Origin of the sequence: Hydrogenophaga sp. (genome assembly GCF_028698005.1) — a bacterium.
In the GTDB taxonomy this organism is placed as follows: Bacteria; Pseudomonadota; Gammaproteobacteria; order Burkholderiales; family Burkholderiaceae_C; genus Hydrogenophaga.
In genome coordinates this window covers 1-15,255 of the sequence record NZ_JAQVEJ010000062.1, presented here as the reverse complement: position 1 = coordinate 15,255, position 15,255 = coordinate 1, and the positions used below count along the sequence as shown (strand labels likewise).

Below are 15,255 nucleotides of genomic sequence, written 5' to 3'. Positions count from 1 at the left end.
CCAATGGCAGGATGTCGCCCGTTCTCTCACGCAGTGGCGGGACGTCGACCGTGGCCACACTCAGGCGATAGTACAGATCAGCCCGGAAGTGTCCCGCCTCGACGGCACGGGCCAGGTCGATGTTGGTCGCCGCCACGAGCCGCACGTCCAATGCAAGAGGTTTTCGCGACCCCAGGCGAACCACCTGCCGCTCCTGCAGCACACGCAGCAGCTTGACCTGCAGTGCCAGCGAGAGGTCTCCAATTTCGTCGAGGAACAGGGTGCCGCCCTGGGCTGCTTCAAACCAGCCGGGGCGGGCCTGCGCGGCGCCCGTGAAGGCACCTGCCTCATGACCGAACAACTCGGCGTCGATCAGTGATTCGGAGAAGGCTCCGCAGTTCACCGCCACGAATGGGCCGCTTCGCCCGCTTTGCGCATGGATGTGGCGGGCGATCAGCTCTTTGCCCGTCCCCGTTTCGCCGATCACCAGCACAGATGCCTCGCTACGGGCAATGCAGTCCACACGGTCCAGCAGTTCGCAAGACCGGGCATCGTGAAATAGCAGGGCCTTGGCGCGTATGGACAACACGCCACCGGGTGAGTCGGGCAGCGTGAGCAGGCGGCTGCCCTGGGTGCCAGGCTCTGCGGAAGGGGGCGAAGTGTTCAGGGACATGCCGACAGACTATGCGCGGGAGCCACCGTTGTGAACGGTGGACTTCGCATATCGATATGCAGGGAGCGGCGCTGCTGGCATCACCCCACGGGCGGACGCCATGCGTGAGACCGGCTGGATGGAGCCTCCCTGGCCATCCGATGGCCCGGAAGGGCGTCACCACGATGAGCCGCAGGAGCCAAACCGGCGTTCAACATCGCCTGTTCGAGGCATCGCAGTAGGGTGGGCGACAATCGGGCTGATGAGCGACGATGACTTCATGCGACTGGCGCTGGCCGAAGCCCGTCAGGCGGCCGAGGCCGGCGAGGTGCCGGTGGGCGCTGCCGTGGTTCGCGCTGGCCAGGTCATCGCCACTGGCCGCAACCAGCCCATCGCGGCCCACGACCCGACCGCCCACGCCGAGATCGTCGCCCTGCGGGCAGCCGCACAGCGCCTGGGCAACTACCGCCTGGATGACTGTGACCTGTACGTGACGCTGGAACCGTGCCCGATGTGCACGGGTGCGCTGCTGCATGCCCGGGTGCGCCGGGTGGTCTATGGTGCATGTGACCCCAAGACAGGGGCAGCCGGTTCGGTGGTGGACCTGTTCGGCCAGACGCGCCTGAACCACCAGACCACCGTGACCGGCGGGGTGCTGGCCGATCACTGTGGCCTGCTGCTGCGCCGTTTCTTCCAGCAGCGGCGCGGCCAGCACAAGGCCAGCGCCGTCCCCTTGCGCGAGGATGCCCTGCGCACGCCGGACCAGCGCTTTGCCGAGCTGACGGACTACCCCTGGGCACCGCGCTATGTGGCGGATCTGCCCAGCCTGGCGGGCCTGCGCCTGCACTACCTGGACGAGGGGCCGGCCGATGCATCGCGCACCTGGCTGTGCCTGCACGATGTCCCGGGCTGGAGCCATGACTTTCGCCACGTGCTGCCGGTGTTTCTGGCCGCGGGCGACCGGGTGGTGGTGCCTGACCTGATCGGCTTCGGACGCAGCGACAAGCCCAAGCGCGAAGCCGCACACCGCAGCGCCTGGCACCGGCAGGTGCTGCTGGAGCTGGTCGAGCGTCTGGACCTGCAGCACATCGTGCTGGTGCTGGCGGGCCGGGCGGCCGATCTGGGCCGAACACTGCCCATGGCGGCACCGGCGCGCTACCTGGGGTTGCTGCGCATCGACAGGGTACCGACCACGGGAGGAGCGGGCACGCCACCCGGCGCGCAGGCCCCGTTTCCCGACCGTGGACACCAGGCGGCGCTGCGCGCATTCGCCGACGGCTGGCCGGCACCGCACGAGCTGGAGGCACTGGCCGGGCCTGCCGAACACTTCTGGCAATCGGGCTGGCAGGGCCGCACCCTGGCCCTGGCCGCCACCGACGCCACCCGCTGCGCCGACGATGCCGCATGGGCGGCCCAGGCGTGCCGGCACTTCGCTTTCCCGCCCCCTCATCCACCTGCAACGACATGAGCCACATCTACATTTATTCGCCGTCCGGCGCGGTGCGCGACAAGGCCGCCTTCCGGCGCGGCGTGGCGCGCCTGAAGGCCCTCGGGCACGAGGTCGAGATCGACGAAGCTGCCTTGCGCAGCAGTCAGCGCTTTGCCGGCGACGACGAGACGCGCCTGGCGGCCATCCATCGCGCCGCGGCCAGCGGCGCCAACATCGCGCTGATTTCGCGTGGCGGCTACGGGCTGACCCGGCTGTTGCCCCACTTGCCCTACGCGCGCATAGCCAAGGCCATCGACCAGGGCATGCATTTTGTCGGCATCAGCGACTTCACGGCCTTGCAGTGCGCCGTCCTGGCCCGTACGGGTGCAAGGACCTGGTCAGGACCGGCGCTGGGTGCGGACTTCGGCGCCGAAGAGGAACCCGACGACATCATGCTGGCCTGTTTCGAGGACCTGGCCTGTGGGCAGGGTGAAGGCACCGGCTGGCAGTTGCCCAAGGCCGACCTGGCGGGGCAGGGCGCCCGCGTGAGCCGCGCCATCGATGGCACGGGCTGGGCCGTCAAGGGCGCGACGCTGTGGGGCGGCAACCTGGCCGTGCTCACCTCGCTGGTGGGTACACCCTGGCTGCCTGCCGTCGACAAGGGGATCCTGTTTCTGGAGGACGTCAACGAACATCCTTATCGGATCGAGCGCGCCCTGACACAACTGCTGCACGCGGGGGTCATCGATCGCCAGCGAGCGGTTCTGCTGGGCAGTTTCACCGGCTACCAGAGCACACCGCACGACCGTGGTTTCCGGCTGGCGACGGTGGTCGACTGGCTGCGCACCCAGACCCGCACACCGGTGTTCACGGGCCTGCCCTACGGGCACGTGCCCACCAAGGTGCTGCTGCCCGTGGGCGCACAGGTTGACTTGATGGTGCAGGGGCGCGACGCCCTGGTGTTCTGGGGGTGAATGGCGGCGCCGGCAGGAGGTACCCGATTCAGCGGTGGCTGCGCGCCGAATCCAGCATGGCTTCGGGCAGGCGGCCCTCGAAGAGGGGCGTCAGGCTGCGCACCATGTCCACGGCCATGGCTTCGCCATGCAGGGCACTGAGCACCGAGACCATCTCGGCGCGTACATACCAGAGGGCCTGGACGTCGTGCAGGTAGCGCAGACGTCGGCTCAGTTGCGGGCTGCGTGCCTCACCCTCGGGCCCCAGCACCGCCAGCATGGCTTGGCGCACCGGCTCCAGCGATTCGGGCGAGTGCTTGCGCGCCTCCATTCCCAGCAAGGCAGAAATGCTGTGACGGATCACCGGTTTGAACCAGCGCATCGGCTTCCCTCCTCGACGACGGCCCGCAGTTGGCGTTCTGCGTGATGCGTCACACCATACCCGCTGGCCCGCAATATCGCAACCATGGCGACCCTTGAAGCACGAAAACAACAACCGGAAAATCAAGCAGTTGCCTCATGTTGCTGAGACATTCGCTGAAGTTTGGGCAGGCCTGTGGCGCGAGCATCCGGGCCTGCCACTTTGTGGTAAAAGTCACGAAAACATACCTATGACCAAGCGCCTGCGGCTTGGCCGGACAACGGCCCAACCCGTATTCATGCCATGAGGTGATCTGTGCCCCTATTGAGTTCCGGACATGGCTGAGCTGACCATTGCCTTCGTCGATCTGACCGGCAGCGTGGCCCTTTATGAAGCACTCGGCGATGACCGGGCAGCCAAGACCGTGACGCAGCTGACGCAGTGGATCGGCCGCACCGGCAGGACACATGGCGGCACCATCGTCAAGATGCTGGGCGACGGGGTGCTGCTGTCCTTCGCCAACAACAAGCTGGCCGTGGAATGCATGATGCATCTCCAGCAGCAGCATGCCCAGCGCACCGCATCATGGCCCGATCGCCTCCGGCTCATGATGCAGGTCGGCCTGGCGCGCGGGCAGGTCGTGCAGGTCGACGGCGATTGCTTTGGCGATGCCGTCAACCTCGCATCCCGCTTGAGCGACCTGGCTGGTCCGGAGCAGATTCTCGCCACCGACACGGTCGTGCGCGACCTGGGTCCGCGCAGTGCGGTGCGGTGCCGCCGCCTGGGCCCGATGCGGATCAAGGGTCGCATCGAGCCCTGCGACGTGTTTCGCGTCGAGTGGCAGCCCGAGATGGCATCAGAGCTGATGACCCTGCCGGCGGACCTCCATGCCCTGCGCGGCCCGGAACGGGCGCCGGTGTTCAGCGGCATCGTGCTGGACTGGCTGGACGCCAACCACTCGTTTACCGCGAGAGAACTGCCGATCCGCATCGGCCGCGTGCCCGAGGCCGACTTCGTGGTCAGCGACCCCCGGGTGTCGCGCATGCACGCGATCATCGATATCCGCTCGGGCAACTTCGTACTGGAAGACACCAGCAGCTATGGCACGTGGGTCCGGTTCACCGGATCGGATGCCATCATCGCCCTGCGGCGTCAGGAGTGCGTGTTGCACTGCGACGGTGAGATCGCCATGGGGGCACCGTTCACCGATTTCAGCACGCCGACCATGAGCTTTCATCTCATCGAGGGTTCCGTGGCGCTGGGCCGCGGTCTGCTGCGCGGCTGAGCACCCCGGCCAACGGGTGGTACAAACTGGCATCACCCGAACAACCAGAGGAGATCACCGTGCGACTCATCAAGCGCCTTCTGGCCGGCGTTTCGCTGTTGCTGCTGCTGGCCATCGTGGCCGCGGCCTGGTACGCCTGGCGTACCCTGCCAGCCACCGACGGCCAGTGGCAGTTGCCCGGTCTGCGCGGACCGGTGCAGATCAAACGCGATCCGTCCGATGTGACCCACATCCTGGGCAACGACGCCCGCGACACCTGGATGGCCCTGGGTTACGTCCACGCGCAGGAGCGCACCTGGCAACTGGAGTTCAACCGGCGTGTGATGCGCGGGCGCCTGTCGGAGGTGCTGGGCCCGGCCACGCTGGAAACCGATCTGCTGCTGCGCACGCTGGGCATCCGCCAGGCCGCACAGGCCCAGTACGAACAGTTGCCGGCCGAGGCGCAGCAGGCCCTGCAGGCCTACGCGGCCGGCATCAATGCCTTCCACGCCGGGCGAACGCAGGCCCTCTCGCCGGAATTCCAGTTGCTGGGCATCGACCCGAGGGAGGAGGCCCGGGCCGGCACCTACTGGGATGCGGTCGACAGCGTGGCCTGGTCGCTGATGATGGCGCTGGACCTCGGTGGCAACTGGGGCAATGAACTGGCGCGCCTGAACGCCCTGGAAGTGATCGACACCGACCGGCTGTGGGAACTGATGCCGCCCTACCCGGGCGAGCAGCCGGCCGCCAGCGCCGATCTGGCCCGGTTGTACCGTGACGCCGGGGTGTACGCCCGCCGTCCGGGCACGGCGCCCCAGTCAAGCGCACCGCTGACCTCCCCACGCTGGCTGGCCCAGGCCAGCGAGGGCATCCGCGACTGGACGGCGGCGCTGGGCATTGCCGAAGGCAAGGGCTCGAACAACTGGGTGGTGGACGGCAGCCGCACGACCTCGGGCAAGCCCCTGCTGGCCAACGATCCGCATCTGGGCCTGTCGGCGCCGGCCATCTGGTATTTCGCCCGGCTGCAGGCACCCGACACCGCAGACATGAAGGGGATGGACGTCATCGGCGCCACCTTGCCAGGCACCCCCTTCGTGGTGCTGGGCCGCACCGAAGGTGTGGCCTGGGGCTTCACCAACACTGGCCCCGACGTGCAGGACCTGTACCTTGAAGCGATCCACCCGGACGACCCGAGCCGCTACCGCGTGCCGGCCGAAGGCGACACGCCGGCCTGGGCCGCGTTCGAAACGCGCCAGGAGGTGGTGTCCGTCAAGGGCCAGCCCGACGTCCGCCACACGGTGCGCCTGACGCGCCACGGCCCGGTGATCAGCGACGTGCCCGGCCGCAACAGCGACCTGGTCGATCCGCAGCGCTATGCGCTGGCACTGCGCTGGACCGCCCTGGACGTGGACAACGGCAACGTGCTGGCCACGTTGCGCTCCAACCGGGCCCAGACCGTGGGCGAACTGCTGGAGGCCCTGCGCGATTTCCAGGCTCCCATGCAGAACGTGGTCATGGCCGACCGCAGCGGGCGCATCGCCTACAAGGCGGCGGGCAAGGTGCCGCTGCGCCACCCCGACAACGACATCCGCGGCGTGGCACCCTCGCCCGGGTGGGACGCACGGTACGACTGGATCGGCTGGCTGCCCTACGAACAGACGCCCGAAGACGATGGCGCCCGCGGCTGGATCGCCACCGCCAACCAGCGCATTCATGCCGCCGACTATCCCCATTTCCTGACCCAGGACTGGGTGCCTCCGTATCGCCAGGACCGCATTGTCGAGTTGCTGGAAGCCACCGACAGGCACGACCACGCCAGCTTCGCCCGGCTGCAGGGCGACGTCGTGTCCCGGGCCACGCAGCGCCTGCTGCCCTATCTGCAAAAATTGCGGCCTGCGCACGCGCTGGCCAACGCGGCCATGACAAGCCTGCAGGGTTTTGACGGCACCATGCACGCCGACGGCGCTGCCCCGCTGATCTTCAGTGTCTGGGCGGACGAATTCGCCCGCGGCGTGCTGGGCAGCCGGCTGGGGCAGTCACGCTTCGAGGCGCTGTACGGCAAGCGCCTGTTCCGCACGGGGGTGGAGCTGATCCTGGAGAGCGACAACCGGTTCTGGTGTGGCGAAGCCGGTTGCGAGGCCGCTGCCACCCGGGCCCTCGAGCGGGCACTGGAGCGCATCCGCGGCGAGCAGGGCGACGACGTCGGCCGCTGGAACTGGGGCCAGGCCCATCCGGCCATTTCGGTACACCGCCCGTTCAGCAACGTTCCGGCCCTGGCGCCCTGGTTCGAAGTGCGCACGCCCACCGGGGGGGATCCGTTCACCGTCAATGTCGGGCAATACCACCTGGACAAGGCCGATGCCCCGTTTGCCAACCGCCATGCGGCCAGCCTGCGGGCGGTCTACGACCTGGCCGACCCGGAAAAATCGGTGTTCATCTACCAGACCGGGCAGAGTGGCAATGCGCTGTCACCGCGGTACCGTGACATGGCGGCGGACTGGGCCGCCGTGCGCTACCGGCCGTTGCAGATGCGGCCGGCCCGCTGGGTCAGCGAGCTTGAGCTGCAGCCCTGAGGCGCGGGGCGGCGCGCCCCGGCAGGCCCCAGCAGGGGCGCTGGGGAACGGCGGCTACTTGAGGTTGCCCGAGAGGAACTGGGCCAGGCGTTCGCTGCGCGGCCGCACCAGCACCTCGCGCGGCACGCCCTGTTCCTCGATCCGGCCCTGGTGCAGGAAGATCACGTGGTTGGACACCTCGCGCGCAAAGCCCATTTCGTGCGTGACCACGACCATGGTACGGCCTTCCTCGGCCAGCAACTTCATCACGCGCAGGACTTCCCCCACCAGCTCGGGGTCGAGCGCACTGGTCGGCTCGTCGAACAGCATCACGGCCGGTTCGACCGCCAGCGCCCGGGCAATGGCCACGCGCTGCTGCTGGCCACCGCTCATGTGGGCGGGGTAGCGGTCTTCCACCCCGCGCAGGCCCACGCGTTCCAGGTACCTGCGCGCCGTTTCCACGGCCTGGTCCTTCGGGATGCCCAGCACGTGCACGGGCGCCTCGATGATGTTCTGCAGCACCGTCATGTGTGACCAGAGGTTGAAGTGCTGGAACACCATGGCCAGTCGCGTGCGCATGCGCTGAAGCTGCTTCACATCGACCGCCTGCAGCTCGCCGTGACGGTCCGGCCGCAGCTGAAGCTCTTCGCCGGCCACCGCGATGCGGCCCTGGTTGGGCTTTTCGAGCAGGTTGATGCAGCGCAGCAGTGTGCTCTTGCCCGAGCCGGAGCTGCCGATCAGGCTGATGACGTCGCCGGCGCGCGCCTGCAGCGACACGCCCTTGAGCACTTCGTTGCCGCCGAAACGCTTGTGGATGTCCTGCACGTCGAGCAGCACGGAGTCGGCGGGGGAGGTGTTGGGATTCATGAAAGAAGATCGGACAGGTCAGGCACCGAGCAGGTTACCGGTTCTAAAGGGCACGGCGCCGGCGATCTTGCCGATTTCGCCGCCTGCGTGGACGTAGCGGTCGCGCACGGTGGCGTAGAGGACGCCGGCCACTTCGGCGCGGATGGGGGTGATGCGGGCGGCACGCTCGGCACTGGGGTCGATCACCTCGGCGACCACGTCGCCAACCGCCAGCTTCGCCCCCGGGCGGGCCAGGAAGACGAGCAGTCCCGGCACCGGAGAGCGCAGTGTCTGCGAGCCGGACAGGGGCGTGGCTTCGCATGGCAGCGGCGGCAGGGCAGGCGAGGGAGTACCCGGGCGCCAGACCTGCCGGTGCGCCAGGAACGCCATGATGGCCTGCGCATCCTGCGCCGCCACCGTGTGGGTCACATCGGTCTCGCCGCGCAACTCGACGGTGGTGCTGTCGCATGCCTGCGGCAGGGCATCGGGCAGACCGGCCTCCAGCATGCGTTCGCGCAGCCGCCACCACAGGCCCGACAGGCGTTCATCGAACGAACCGCCACCGGAATCTCGCGCCAGCAGCACGGCCTGGCAGCCCAGCAGCCGCGCCAGCGGCTCCAGCGAGGGCCAGCAGGGCTCCTCGGTGTACAGGTGCAGCGTGGCTTCGGCATCGCAGTGCAGGTCCAGTACCGCATCCGCATCGTGCGCCAGCCCCAGGTGCTGGCGGCGCAGGCTCTGCAATTCGCTCTCTGGTTGCCAGGCTTGCAGCCAGGCGCCCACCGCTTCGCGCACCAGGGCCACGTTGGCGGCGGCATCCGCGCTCAGGCGATCCTTCACGGCCGGCCATACCGCTGCGGCAAGGTCCGGGTAGTTGCGGTTGAAGTTCTCGGCGGAGGCCAGCTCGAAACGGCCCTGCGGATGGTGGTACAGACGCTGCGCCAGGCCGATGGGGTTGGCCACCGGCACGAGGATGACTTCACCCTGGATCTGGCCGGCCGCATCGGCGGCTTCCAGCAGCGTGCGCAGGTGATGCGCGACGAGCATGCCCGGCAGCTCGCCCGCATGCAGGCTGGCCTGGATGTACACCTTCGGGCGAGCGCCGGCCACGCCGAAGTGGAAAGCCGTCAGCGCTTTGCGGGTGCCCAGGGTGGCACTGAGCAGTTCATGTTCGGTGCGTCGCATGCGGGCTGTGGGCGGTTCCTCAGTGCGGGCGCGGCCTCAGGTGGGCCAGGAAATACCGCTCGGCCAGGCGGAACATGCCCACCAGGGCGAACGTGATGCACAGATAGATGACCGCCGCGAAGATGAATGCCTCGAAGGGCAGATAGTAGTCCGAATAGATGCGGCTGGCAGCGGCCGTGAGGTCCAGCATGGCCGGCACGGCACTGGCCAGGCTGGTGGTGTGGAGCATCTGCACCACCTCGTTGCTGTAGGCGGGCAGGGAGCGGCGCAGTGCGCTGGGCAGCACGATGCGGCGCATGGTCTGCCAGCGGCTCATGCCCATGGCCTGGGCGGCCTCGATTTCGCCGTGCGGGGTTTCGCGGATGGCCCCGGCGATGATCTCGGCCGTGTAGCCGGCCGTGTTCAGGCTGAAGGCCAGCAGGGCGCAGAAAAACGGTTCCTTGAAGTGCGTCCAGGGCCAGACGGTGTCCCAGCGCGCCTGGATCCATTCGAGCTGGCCGATGCCGTAATAGATGAGGTACAGCTGGATCAGCAGCGGTGTGCCGCGGATCACGTAGGTATAGGCACCGGCGATCCAGCGCAGGACCGCGATGCGGCTGGTCAGCGCCAGCGCGAACAGCACCGCAAGCACCGCACCGATGACCAGGCACGACAGCAGAAGGCCCGCCGTGGTGAGCAGGCCTTGCCAATAAAGGGCCAGGTTCTTGGCCTGGAAGATGACGTCCCAGCGCATCTCAGGCCGTCCCGCGGCGCACGCCCAGGCTGTAGCGCCGCTCCAGCCAGCGCAGGGCCAGCAGCAGCACGGAGGTGTACAGCAGGAACAGGCCGGCCGCGAACAGGTAGAACGTGAACGGCTCGCGCGTGGCCGCGCTGGCCTGTTTGGCCAGGTAGGTCATTTCGTGCAGGCCGATCAGGCTGACCAGCGCCGTGGTCTTGATCAGCACCAGCCAGTTGTTGGTGAAGCCGGGCAGGGCATAGCGCACCATCTGGGGCAAGGTGATGCGCATGAAGGTGCGCAGCCGGCCCATCCCGAAGGCCCAGGCCGCTTCCGACTGGCCCTTGGGGATGGCAAGAATGGCGCCCCGGAAGGTTTCCGTCATGTAGGCGCCGTAGATGAAGCCAATGGTCAGCACACCGGCCGCGAACGGGTTGATGTCCACCGTGGCCTTGCTCCCGGCCAACTCCAGCAGGTGGTTGAGCCCGATGGTGCCGCCGTAGAAGATCAGCAGCATCAGCACCAGTTCGGGAACGCCACGCACCACCGTGGTGTAGGCGGTGGCCAGGGCCGCCAGCAGGGGGCGCCCCGACAGCTTGGCCGCGGCCCCCACCAGACCCAGCAGGACAGCTACCGCCAAAGCTGCCAGCGAGACGCCCACCGTCAGCAGGGCGCCTTGCAGGATGGAGGCGTAATAGCCGGACAAAGGCAGCGGTCCCCGACGCGATCAGTCGCCGTAGACGTCGAAGTCGAAGTACTTCTTGGCCACGGTGTCGTACACGCCGTTGGCACGGATCGCGGCAATGGCGGCGTTGAGCTGGTTGCGCAGCTCGTCCTCACCCTTGCGCAGGGCCACACCCATGCCGATGCCGTAGTACTTCGGATCGCTCAGTGCCGGGCCCACGAAGCCGTAGCCCTCGCCATCGGGCTTGCTCAGGAAGCCGCCGGTGACCTCCACCTGGTCAGCCACGGTGCCGTCCAGGCGGCCCGACTTGATGTCCAGATAGACCTGATCCTGCGCCTCGTAGGGCACCACGTTCACGCCAGCCGGCTGGAGCTCGCCCAGCGCGTACTTTTCCTGCGTGCTGCCCTTGAGCACGCCCAGCTTCTTGCCCTTGAGCGAAGCCGGGTCGGTGTACTCGGTGCCGGTCTTGACGACGATGCGGCTGGGCGTGCTGTAGTACTTGTCCGTGAAGTCGATGACCTGCTTGCGCTCATCGGTGATCGACATCGAGCTGATGATCACGTCGTACTTCTTGGCCTGCAGGCCGGGGATCATGCTGTCCCACACCTGCTCGACGTACACGCACTTGCGCTGGATTTCGGCGCACAGGGCCTCGGCAATGTCGACGTCAAAGCCCGTGGGCTTGCCATCGGCCGTCTTGTAGGTGAAGGGCTCGTAGGTCGGGTCGATGGCCACCTTGAGCTCGGCCTGTGCGGCCGGTGCCGGCGCTGCCGCCGGCGCTTCGGCCGCAGGTGCGGGCGGTGCCTCGGTCTTGCCACAACCGGCCAGCGCCACGGCACCCAGCAGGCCAGCCGTCAGAAACAGATGCTTCATGGATAGTGATCCCTCAGTAAAAGTGAACGCTGGAAACCGACCGGTTCCAGACAAGGCATTCATTGTAGGTGGGCATCCGCCTGTATCCGGGTGCACCAAACAGGTGTTTCCCCGGATCACCCGTCATTCTGTGGCAAATGCCATGCCAGGACGAGCAAGAGGGTGCCGGATTGGCTGGCCTGAGCAGTCCGCCCAGAATGCCGCCGATACCGGCGATGCCAATGGTCATGGTTTATTTCTTGTGGCCGTACAGCTTGTAGAGCACCTGAAGGATATCCAGCAGCCTGGGGTCCGCCAGGCTGTAGCAGATGCGTTTTCCTTCGCGGCGGGTATGGACGATGCCTTCGTTGCGAAGCACGCCCAGTTGCTGCGACAGCGTCGGTTGATGGATGCCGAGGGCTTCTTCCAGTTCGCCGACACACATCTCGCCCTGCGACAACTGGTTGAGCAGCAACAGCCGGTCTTCGTTGGCCAGCACTTTCAGGGCGCCAACGGCCTGGCCGGCCGCCTGGCGCAGCGTTTCAGGATCGATGGCGACGTTGTCAGACAAGGGTAGGGCTCCTGGGTTTCGACATTATTATATTAACTCATATAATATAAATTGGTATATCAAACCATGGAGCTCACATGACGTCCAGAACCACCGTCCAGGCGTTTTTTGACGAGCAGACATGGACCGTTTCGTATGTCATCACCGACCAGGACAGCATGCGCGCGGCCATTGTCGACCCGGTCCTGGACTTCGACTTCAAGTCCGGACGCACGAGCGCCGTGCAGGCGGACAGGGTGCTCGACTATGTCCGGGCGCGGGGCCTGACGGTCGAGTGGATCCTGGAGACGCACGCCCATGCCGATCATCTGTCGGCTGCGCGCTATCTGCAGCAGGCCGCTGGCGGCCGCATCGGCATCGGCGCGCACATCAGGGAGGTTCAGTCCACCTTCAAGAAGCTGTACAACCTGGATCGCCAGTTTCTGCCCGATGGCTCGCAGTTCGACCATCTGTTCGAGGATGGGGAGATCTTCCACATCGGCAGGGTCGAGGCACGGGCCCTGCGGGTTCCGGGGCACACGCCCGCGGACATGGCCTATCTGGTGGATGGCGCCGTCTTCGTGGGCGATACGCTCTTCATGCCCGACGTGGGCACGGCGCGTGCCGACTTTCCCGGGGGCGATGCACGCGCGCTGTACCGGTCGATTCGGCGCATCCTGTCGCTGGCACCGGAAACCAGGATGTATGTCTGCCACGACTATCCGCCGGAAAACCGGCCAGCGGCCTGGGAAACGACCGTGGCCGAGCAGCGGGCCAGCAACATCCACGTCCGCGACGGCATCAGCGAAGACGAGTTTGTCCGCATGCGCACGGCGCGTGACGCGACACTGGAAGTGCCAACGCTCATCCTGCCGTCGCTGCAGGTCAACATCCGTGCAGGCCAGCTTCCGCCCGCCGAGGACAATGGCGTGAGCTACCTGAAGATTCCGCTCAACCTGCTGGGCAGATCCGCAACGCCATAAACGCAGGGCGGGTTGGGCGCAAGTGGCAGCCCTCTCCGGGTTGAGGCCTACTTCTTCTCGGGCCGCAACCAGACGTCGGACAGCTCCATCTTGAGGAAGTTGGATGGCATGTCCGGCACGCCGCCCACCTCGTTCGAAATGACCCGTGTCCAGTTCTGCCAGAACAGGGGCATGACGTAGGCCTGATTCAGGACATACGACTCCAGCTCGTGCACCCTGGCACGTCGCTTCACGGGATCCACTTCACGCATCTGCGCTTCATAGAGCGCATCCAGTTGTTCGTCGTTGGCGCGGGTCGTATTGCTCGGGTTGTTCTTGTACGAGGTGAGCATGGAGAACTGAACCGTGGGGTCGTCGACATACTCAGGAGGTGCCTCGGTGGTGAGATCGAACTCGCCCGACAGGCGCCGTGCGTACCACTGAGGGTTGTCCACGACCTGATGGTCCACCGTCACGCCGATCTGTCGCAACTGGTCGGCCACGTAAACGCCCAGGAAGCTGTAACCCTGCCCGTTGACCAGTGAGAGTTTGAGGTTGGGATGACCGGCTTCGGCCAGCAGCCGCCGCGCCTCGGCACGTGCCTCGGCCATGTTGCGGCCGAAACCCAGTTCTTTTTCCAGCTCTGCGGTGCTGCGTGCGAAGGTTGACCCCGGCCGCACCATGCCGCCGACCACATTGATCCCCGTCAGTCCGGCCATCGCCTTGGAGCCATTCCAGCGGTCCAGTGCCAGGGTCAGGGCACGCCGTACCCGCACGTCATTGAGCGGTGGGCGCGTCGTGTTGAAGGCCACCCAGATGCGCACCGGGGTGACATTGTTCTGGCCAACCACTTTCACGGTGTCCCCGCGCGCGGCCTTGATCCGCTCCACCTCGGACACCGTCAGCGCGCGCAGGCTGTAGTGGACCTGGCCCGACATGGAGGCGTTGATGGCCGCCGGCGATGAAACCGTGAGCGCCCGAAAGCCATCGAGATAGGGCTTGCCGGGCTCGAAGTAGTCGTCGAACCGGGTACCCACCCATTCGGTTCCAGAGACATGGCGCTCCAGTTTGAAGGGGCCGGAACCCATCACCTTCTTGGTCGGGTAGCTGGGGTCCGAGGCCAGCAGCTTGGCCGAGTAGATGCAGGCGTAGGGCATGGCCAGCTGCTGCAGCATGGCGGCGTTGGGCTTGCTCAGGCGCACCACAAGGGTCTGAGCGTCCGGGGTGTCGATGGCTTCGACGTCGTCGAACATGGCCTTGCGCAGCGAGACCACGCCGGGCGGCGGGTTGCGCAACCGGTCAAGGCTGACCTTGACATCGGTGGAAGTCAGCGGAGAGCCATCGTGGAACTTCACGTTCGGGTGCAGCTTGAACGTCAGCGTCAGTCCGTCGGGCGATACCGTCCAGCTCTTGGCAAGTTCGCCTTTCACCTCGGGATAGCGCTCGGCATCGACCCTCAGCAACAGCGAGTAGTGCGGTGATATGCGAAACAGCGCCGAGGGTCCTGCGGCCGCGCAATCGAACGATGGAGGATCCGGAAAGTGCACGGGAATCACCAGGGTTCCACCCCTGACCGGCTGCTCGGATTGAGCCAGCGCCGGGCTGCTGGCCATACCTGCCACCCACATGGCGAGAAGGGCGTGAGAGATTTTCATGAGTCACTTTCCTGAGCTGGCGATGGAACGGAAGGAAGCCACGGCACCGTGCGAGCGACGGAATCGTGGCAGCCCTGGTGTCACGCGGGTTCCATTGTTTGGTCTCGCCAAAAATGAAACGCCACCTAGTATGAAAGTGGATGAAAGCCAATTCATCGCATAGAAAACGAAAAGACAATTTGGCGCCCCAGCGGGTGCGCCAGCAGAGGGCCATTCGGATGGTCTGCGGTGTTCGGTCGGTGGCGGCGTATCGCTCGAGCTTTTCACACATCCTTCGGACATGCGTTATTTACTTAACATAATATACATTGTGGAATATCCAAATGACATCCAGACTGCGGCAGCGCAAGTGCGCCAGCAACCCGCACCCTGCATGGAATCAGGCCTGCGCTTCCAGGTGCTGTGTACCGGTCAGAGGACCGTGCATGAAAAAAGCCCGGCCACCTTTTCAGGTGGACCGGGCTTTTGGCCGCGGCAGCGAGTGCCGAGGCGCGTTCAGTCCTCGACGAAGGCTTCTTCGCGTTTTTTCTTGATGGAAGGCATCACCACGATGACCAGCAACAGGGTGGCAACCGCCAGCAGGCCCGCCGAGATCGGACGCGTGACGAAGACCGCCCA

At 66.3% G+C, this 15,255-nt stretch carries 14 protein-coding genes; 5 read left to right on the top strand and 9 right to left on the bottom strand.

The window, feature by feature from the left end; genetic code table 11:
- The coding region (locus tag PHQ87_RS08220; RefSeq protein ID WP_300232927.1) for a sigma-54 factor interaction domain-containing protein at positions 1 to 652 on the bottom strand (652 nt) is incomplete at its 3' end.
- 241 nt (positions 653 to 893) lie between these two features.
- On the opposite strand from PHQ87_RS08220, the gene tadA reads away from it, so the two are divergent.
- Both tadA and PHQ87_RS08210 read left to right on the top strand, forming a co-directional pair.
- Positions 894 to 2,099: a tRNA adenosine(34) deaminase TadA gene (gene tadA, locus PHQ87_RS08215; protein ID WP_300232926.1), complete on the top strand. Its 1,206-nt coding sequence runs from the start codon at positions 894 to 896 to the stop codon at positions 2,097 to 2,099.
- On the top strand, positions 2,096 to 3,034 hold the full coding sequence (locus tag PHQ87_RS08210) for an LD-carboxypeptidase (protein ID WP_300232924.1): 939 nt from the start codon (positions 2,096 to 2,098) through the stop codon (positions 3,032 to 3,034). Before tadA ends, PHQ87_RS08210 begins: the two co-directional genes overlap by 4 nt.
- A gap of 28 nt (positions 3,035 to 3,062) precedes the next feature.
- On the opposite strand, the gene PHQ87_RS08205 is transcribed toward PHQ87_RS08210, so the two are convergent.
- On the bottom strand, positions 3,063 to 3,395 hold the full coding sequence (locus PHQ87_RS08205) for a hypothetical protein (RefSeq protein WP_300232922.1): 333 nt from the start codon (positions 3,393 to 3,395) through the stop codon (positions 3,063 to 3,065).
- 316 nt (positions 3,396 to 3,711) lie between these two features.
- Here PHQ87_RS08205 and PHQ87_RS08200 point away from each other — a divergent pair, with 316 nt between their 5' ends.
- On the top strand, positions 3,712 to 4,659 hold the full coding sequence (locus tag PHQ87_RS08200; protein WP_300232920.1) for an adenylate/guanylate cyclase domain-containing protein: 948 nt from the start codon (positions 3,712 to 3,714) through the stop codon (positions 4,657 to 4,659).
- Positions 4,660 to 4,718: 59 nt separating this feature from the next.
- A complete protein-coding gene (locus tag PHQ87_RS08195; protein ID WP_300232918.1) occupies positions 4,719 to 7,211 on the top strand; it encodes a penicillin acylase family protein in 2,493 nt (830 codons plus the stop codon).
- A 54-nt stretch (positions 7,212 to 7,265) separates the two neighbouring features.
- Here the strand turns inward: PHQ87_RS08195 and PHQ87_RS08190 are convergent, their stop codons facing one another.
- From PHQ87_RS08190 to PHQ87_RS08165, 6 genes are all read right to left on the bottom strand, one after another.
- Complete coding sequence (locus PHQ87_RS08190) at positions 7,266 to 8,057, bottom strand: ATP-binding cassette domain-containing protein (protein WP_300232916.1); 792 nt, start codon at positions 8,055 to 8,057, stop codon at positions 7,266 to 7,268.
- 18 nt (positions 8,058 to 8,075) lie between these two features.
- Positions 8,076 to 9,218, bottom strand: a complete 1,143-nt coding sequence (locus tag PHQ87_RS08185) for a succinylglutamate desuccinylase/aspartoacylase family protein (RefSeq protein WP_300232914.1) — start codon at positions 9,216 to 9,218, stop codon at positions 8,076 to 8,078.
- A 19-nt stretch (positions 9,219 to 9,237) separates the two neighbouring features.
- Positions 9,238 to 9,951: an ABC transporter permease gene (locus PHQ87_RS08180; RefSeq protein ID WP_300232912.1), complete on the bottom strand. Its 714-nt coding sequence runs from the start codon at positions 9,949 to 9,951 to the stop codon at positions 9,238 to 9,240.
- A gap of 1 nt (position 9,952) precedes the next feature.
- Complete coding sequence (locus PHQ87_RS08175) at positions 9,953 to 10,639, bottom strand: ABC transporter permease (protein WP_300232911.1); 687 nt, start codon at positions 10,637 to 10,639, stop codon at positions 9,953 to 9,955.
- 21 nt (positions 10,640 to 10,660) lie between these two features.
- Positions 10,661 to 11,491: a transporter substrate-binding domain-containing protein gene (locus PHQ87_RS08170; protein ID WP_300232910.1), complete on the bottom strand. Its 831-nt coding sequence runs from the start codon at positions 11,489 to 11,491 to the stop codon at positions 10,661 to 10,663.
- A 232-nt stretch (positions 11,492 to 11,723) separates the two neighbouring features.
- On the bottom strand, positions 11,724 to 12,041 hold the full coding sequence (locus tag PHQ87_RS08165; RefSeq protein WP_300232908.1) for a metalloregulator ArsR/SmtB family transcription factor: 318 nt from the start codon (positions 12,039 to 12,041) through the stop codon (positions 11,724 to 11,726).
- Positions 12,042 to 12,118: 77 nt separating this feature from the next.
- Here PHQ87_RS08165 and PHQ87_RS08160 point away from each other — a divergent pair, with 77 nt between their 5' ends.
- Positions 12,119 to 13,003, top strand: coding sequence for an MBL fold metallo-hydrolase (locus PHQ87_RS08160; protein WP_300232906.1), 885 nt, complete (start codon positions 12,119 to 12,121; stop codon positions 13,001 to 13,003).
- Between the two features lie 47 nt (positions 13,004 to 13,050).
- Here PHQ87_RS08160 and PHQ87_RS08155 read toward each other — a convergent pair whose 3' ends face one another.
- On the bottom strand, positions 13,051 to 14,637 hold the full coding sequence (locus PHQ87_RS08155; protein ID WP_300232905.1) for an ABC transporter substrate-binding protein: 1,587 nt from the start codon (positions 14,635 to 14,637) through the stop codon (positions 13,051 to 13,053).
- Positions 14,638 to 15,255 lie beyond the last annotated feature (618 nt).

What these genes read in the sequence shown, in the direction of transcription:
- tadA (WP_300232926.1), top strand. Translation starts at nt 894, where the DNA reads ATGAGCGACGATGACTTCATGCGACTGGCGCTGGCCGAAGCCCGTCAG.
- PHQ87_RS08210 (WP_300232924.1), top strand. Translation starts at nt 2,096, where the DNA reads ATGAGCCACATCTACATTTATTCGCCGTCCGGCGCGGTGCGCGACAAG.
- PHQ87_RS08205 (WP_300232922.1), bottom strand. Translation starts at nt 3,395, where the DNA reads ATGCGCTGGTTCAAACCGGTGATCCGTCACAGCATTTCTGCCTTGCTG.
- PHQ87_RS08200 (WP_300232920.1), top strand. Translation starts at nt 3,712, where the DNA reads ATGGCTGAGCTGACCATTGCCTTCGTCGATCTGACCGGCAGCGTGGCC.
- PHQ87_RS08190 (WP_300232916.1), bottom strand. Translation starts at nt 8,057, where the DNA reads ATGAATCCCAACACCTCCCCCGCCGACTCCGTGCTGCTCGACGTGCAG.
- PHQ87_RS08185 (WP_300232914.1), bottom strand. Translation starts at nt 9,218, where the DNA reads ATGCGACGCACCGAACATGAACTGCTCAGTGCCACCCTGGGCACCCGC.
- PHQ87_RS08180 (WP_300232912.1), bottom strand. Translation starts at nt 9,951, where the DNA reads ATGCGCTGGGACGTCATCTTCCAGGCCAAGAACCTGGCCCTTTATTGG.
- PHQ87_RS08170 (WP_300232910.1), bottom strand. Translation starts at nt 11,491, where the DNA reads ATGAAGCATCTGTTTCTGACGGCTGGCCTGCTGGGTGCCGTGGCGCTG.
- PHQ87_RS08160 (WP_300232906.1), top strand. Translation starts at nt 12,119, where the DNA reads ATGACGTCCAGAACCACCGTCCAGGCGTTTTTTGACGAGCAGACATGG.
- PHQ87_RS08155 (WP_300232905.1), bottom strand. Translation starts at nt 14,637, where the DNA reads ATGAAAATCTCTCACGCCCTTCTCGCCATGTGGGTGGCAGGTATGGCC.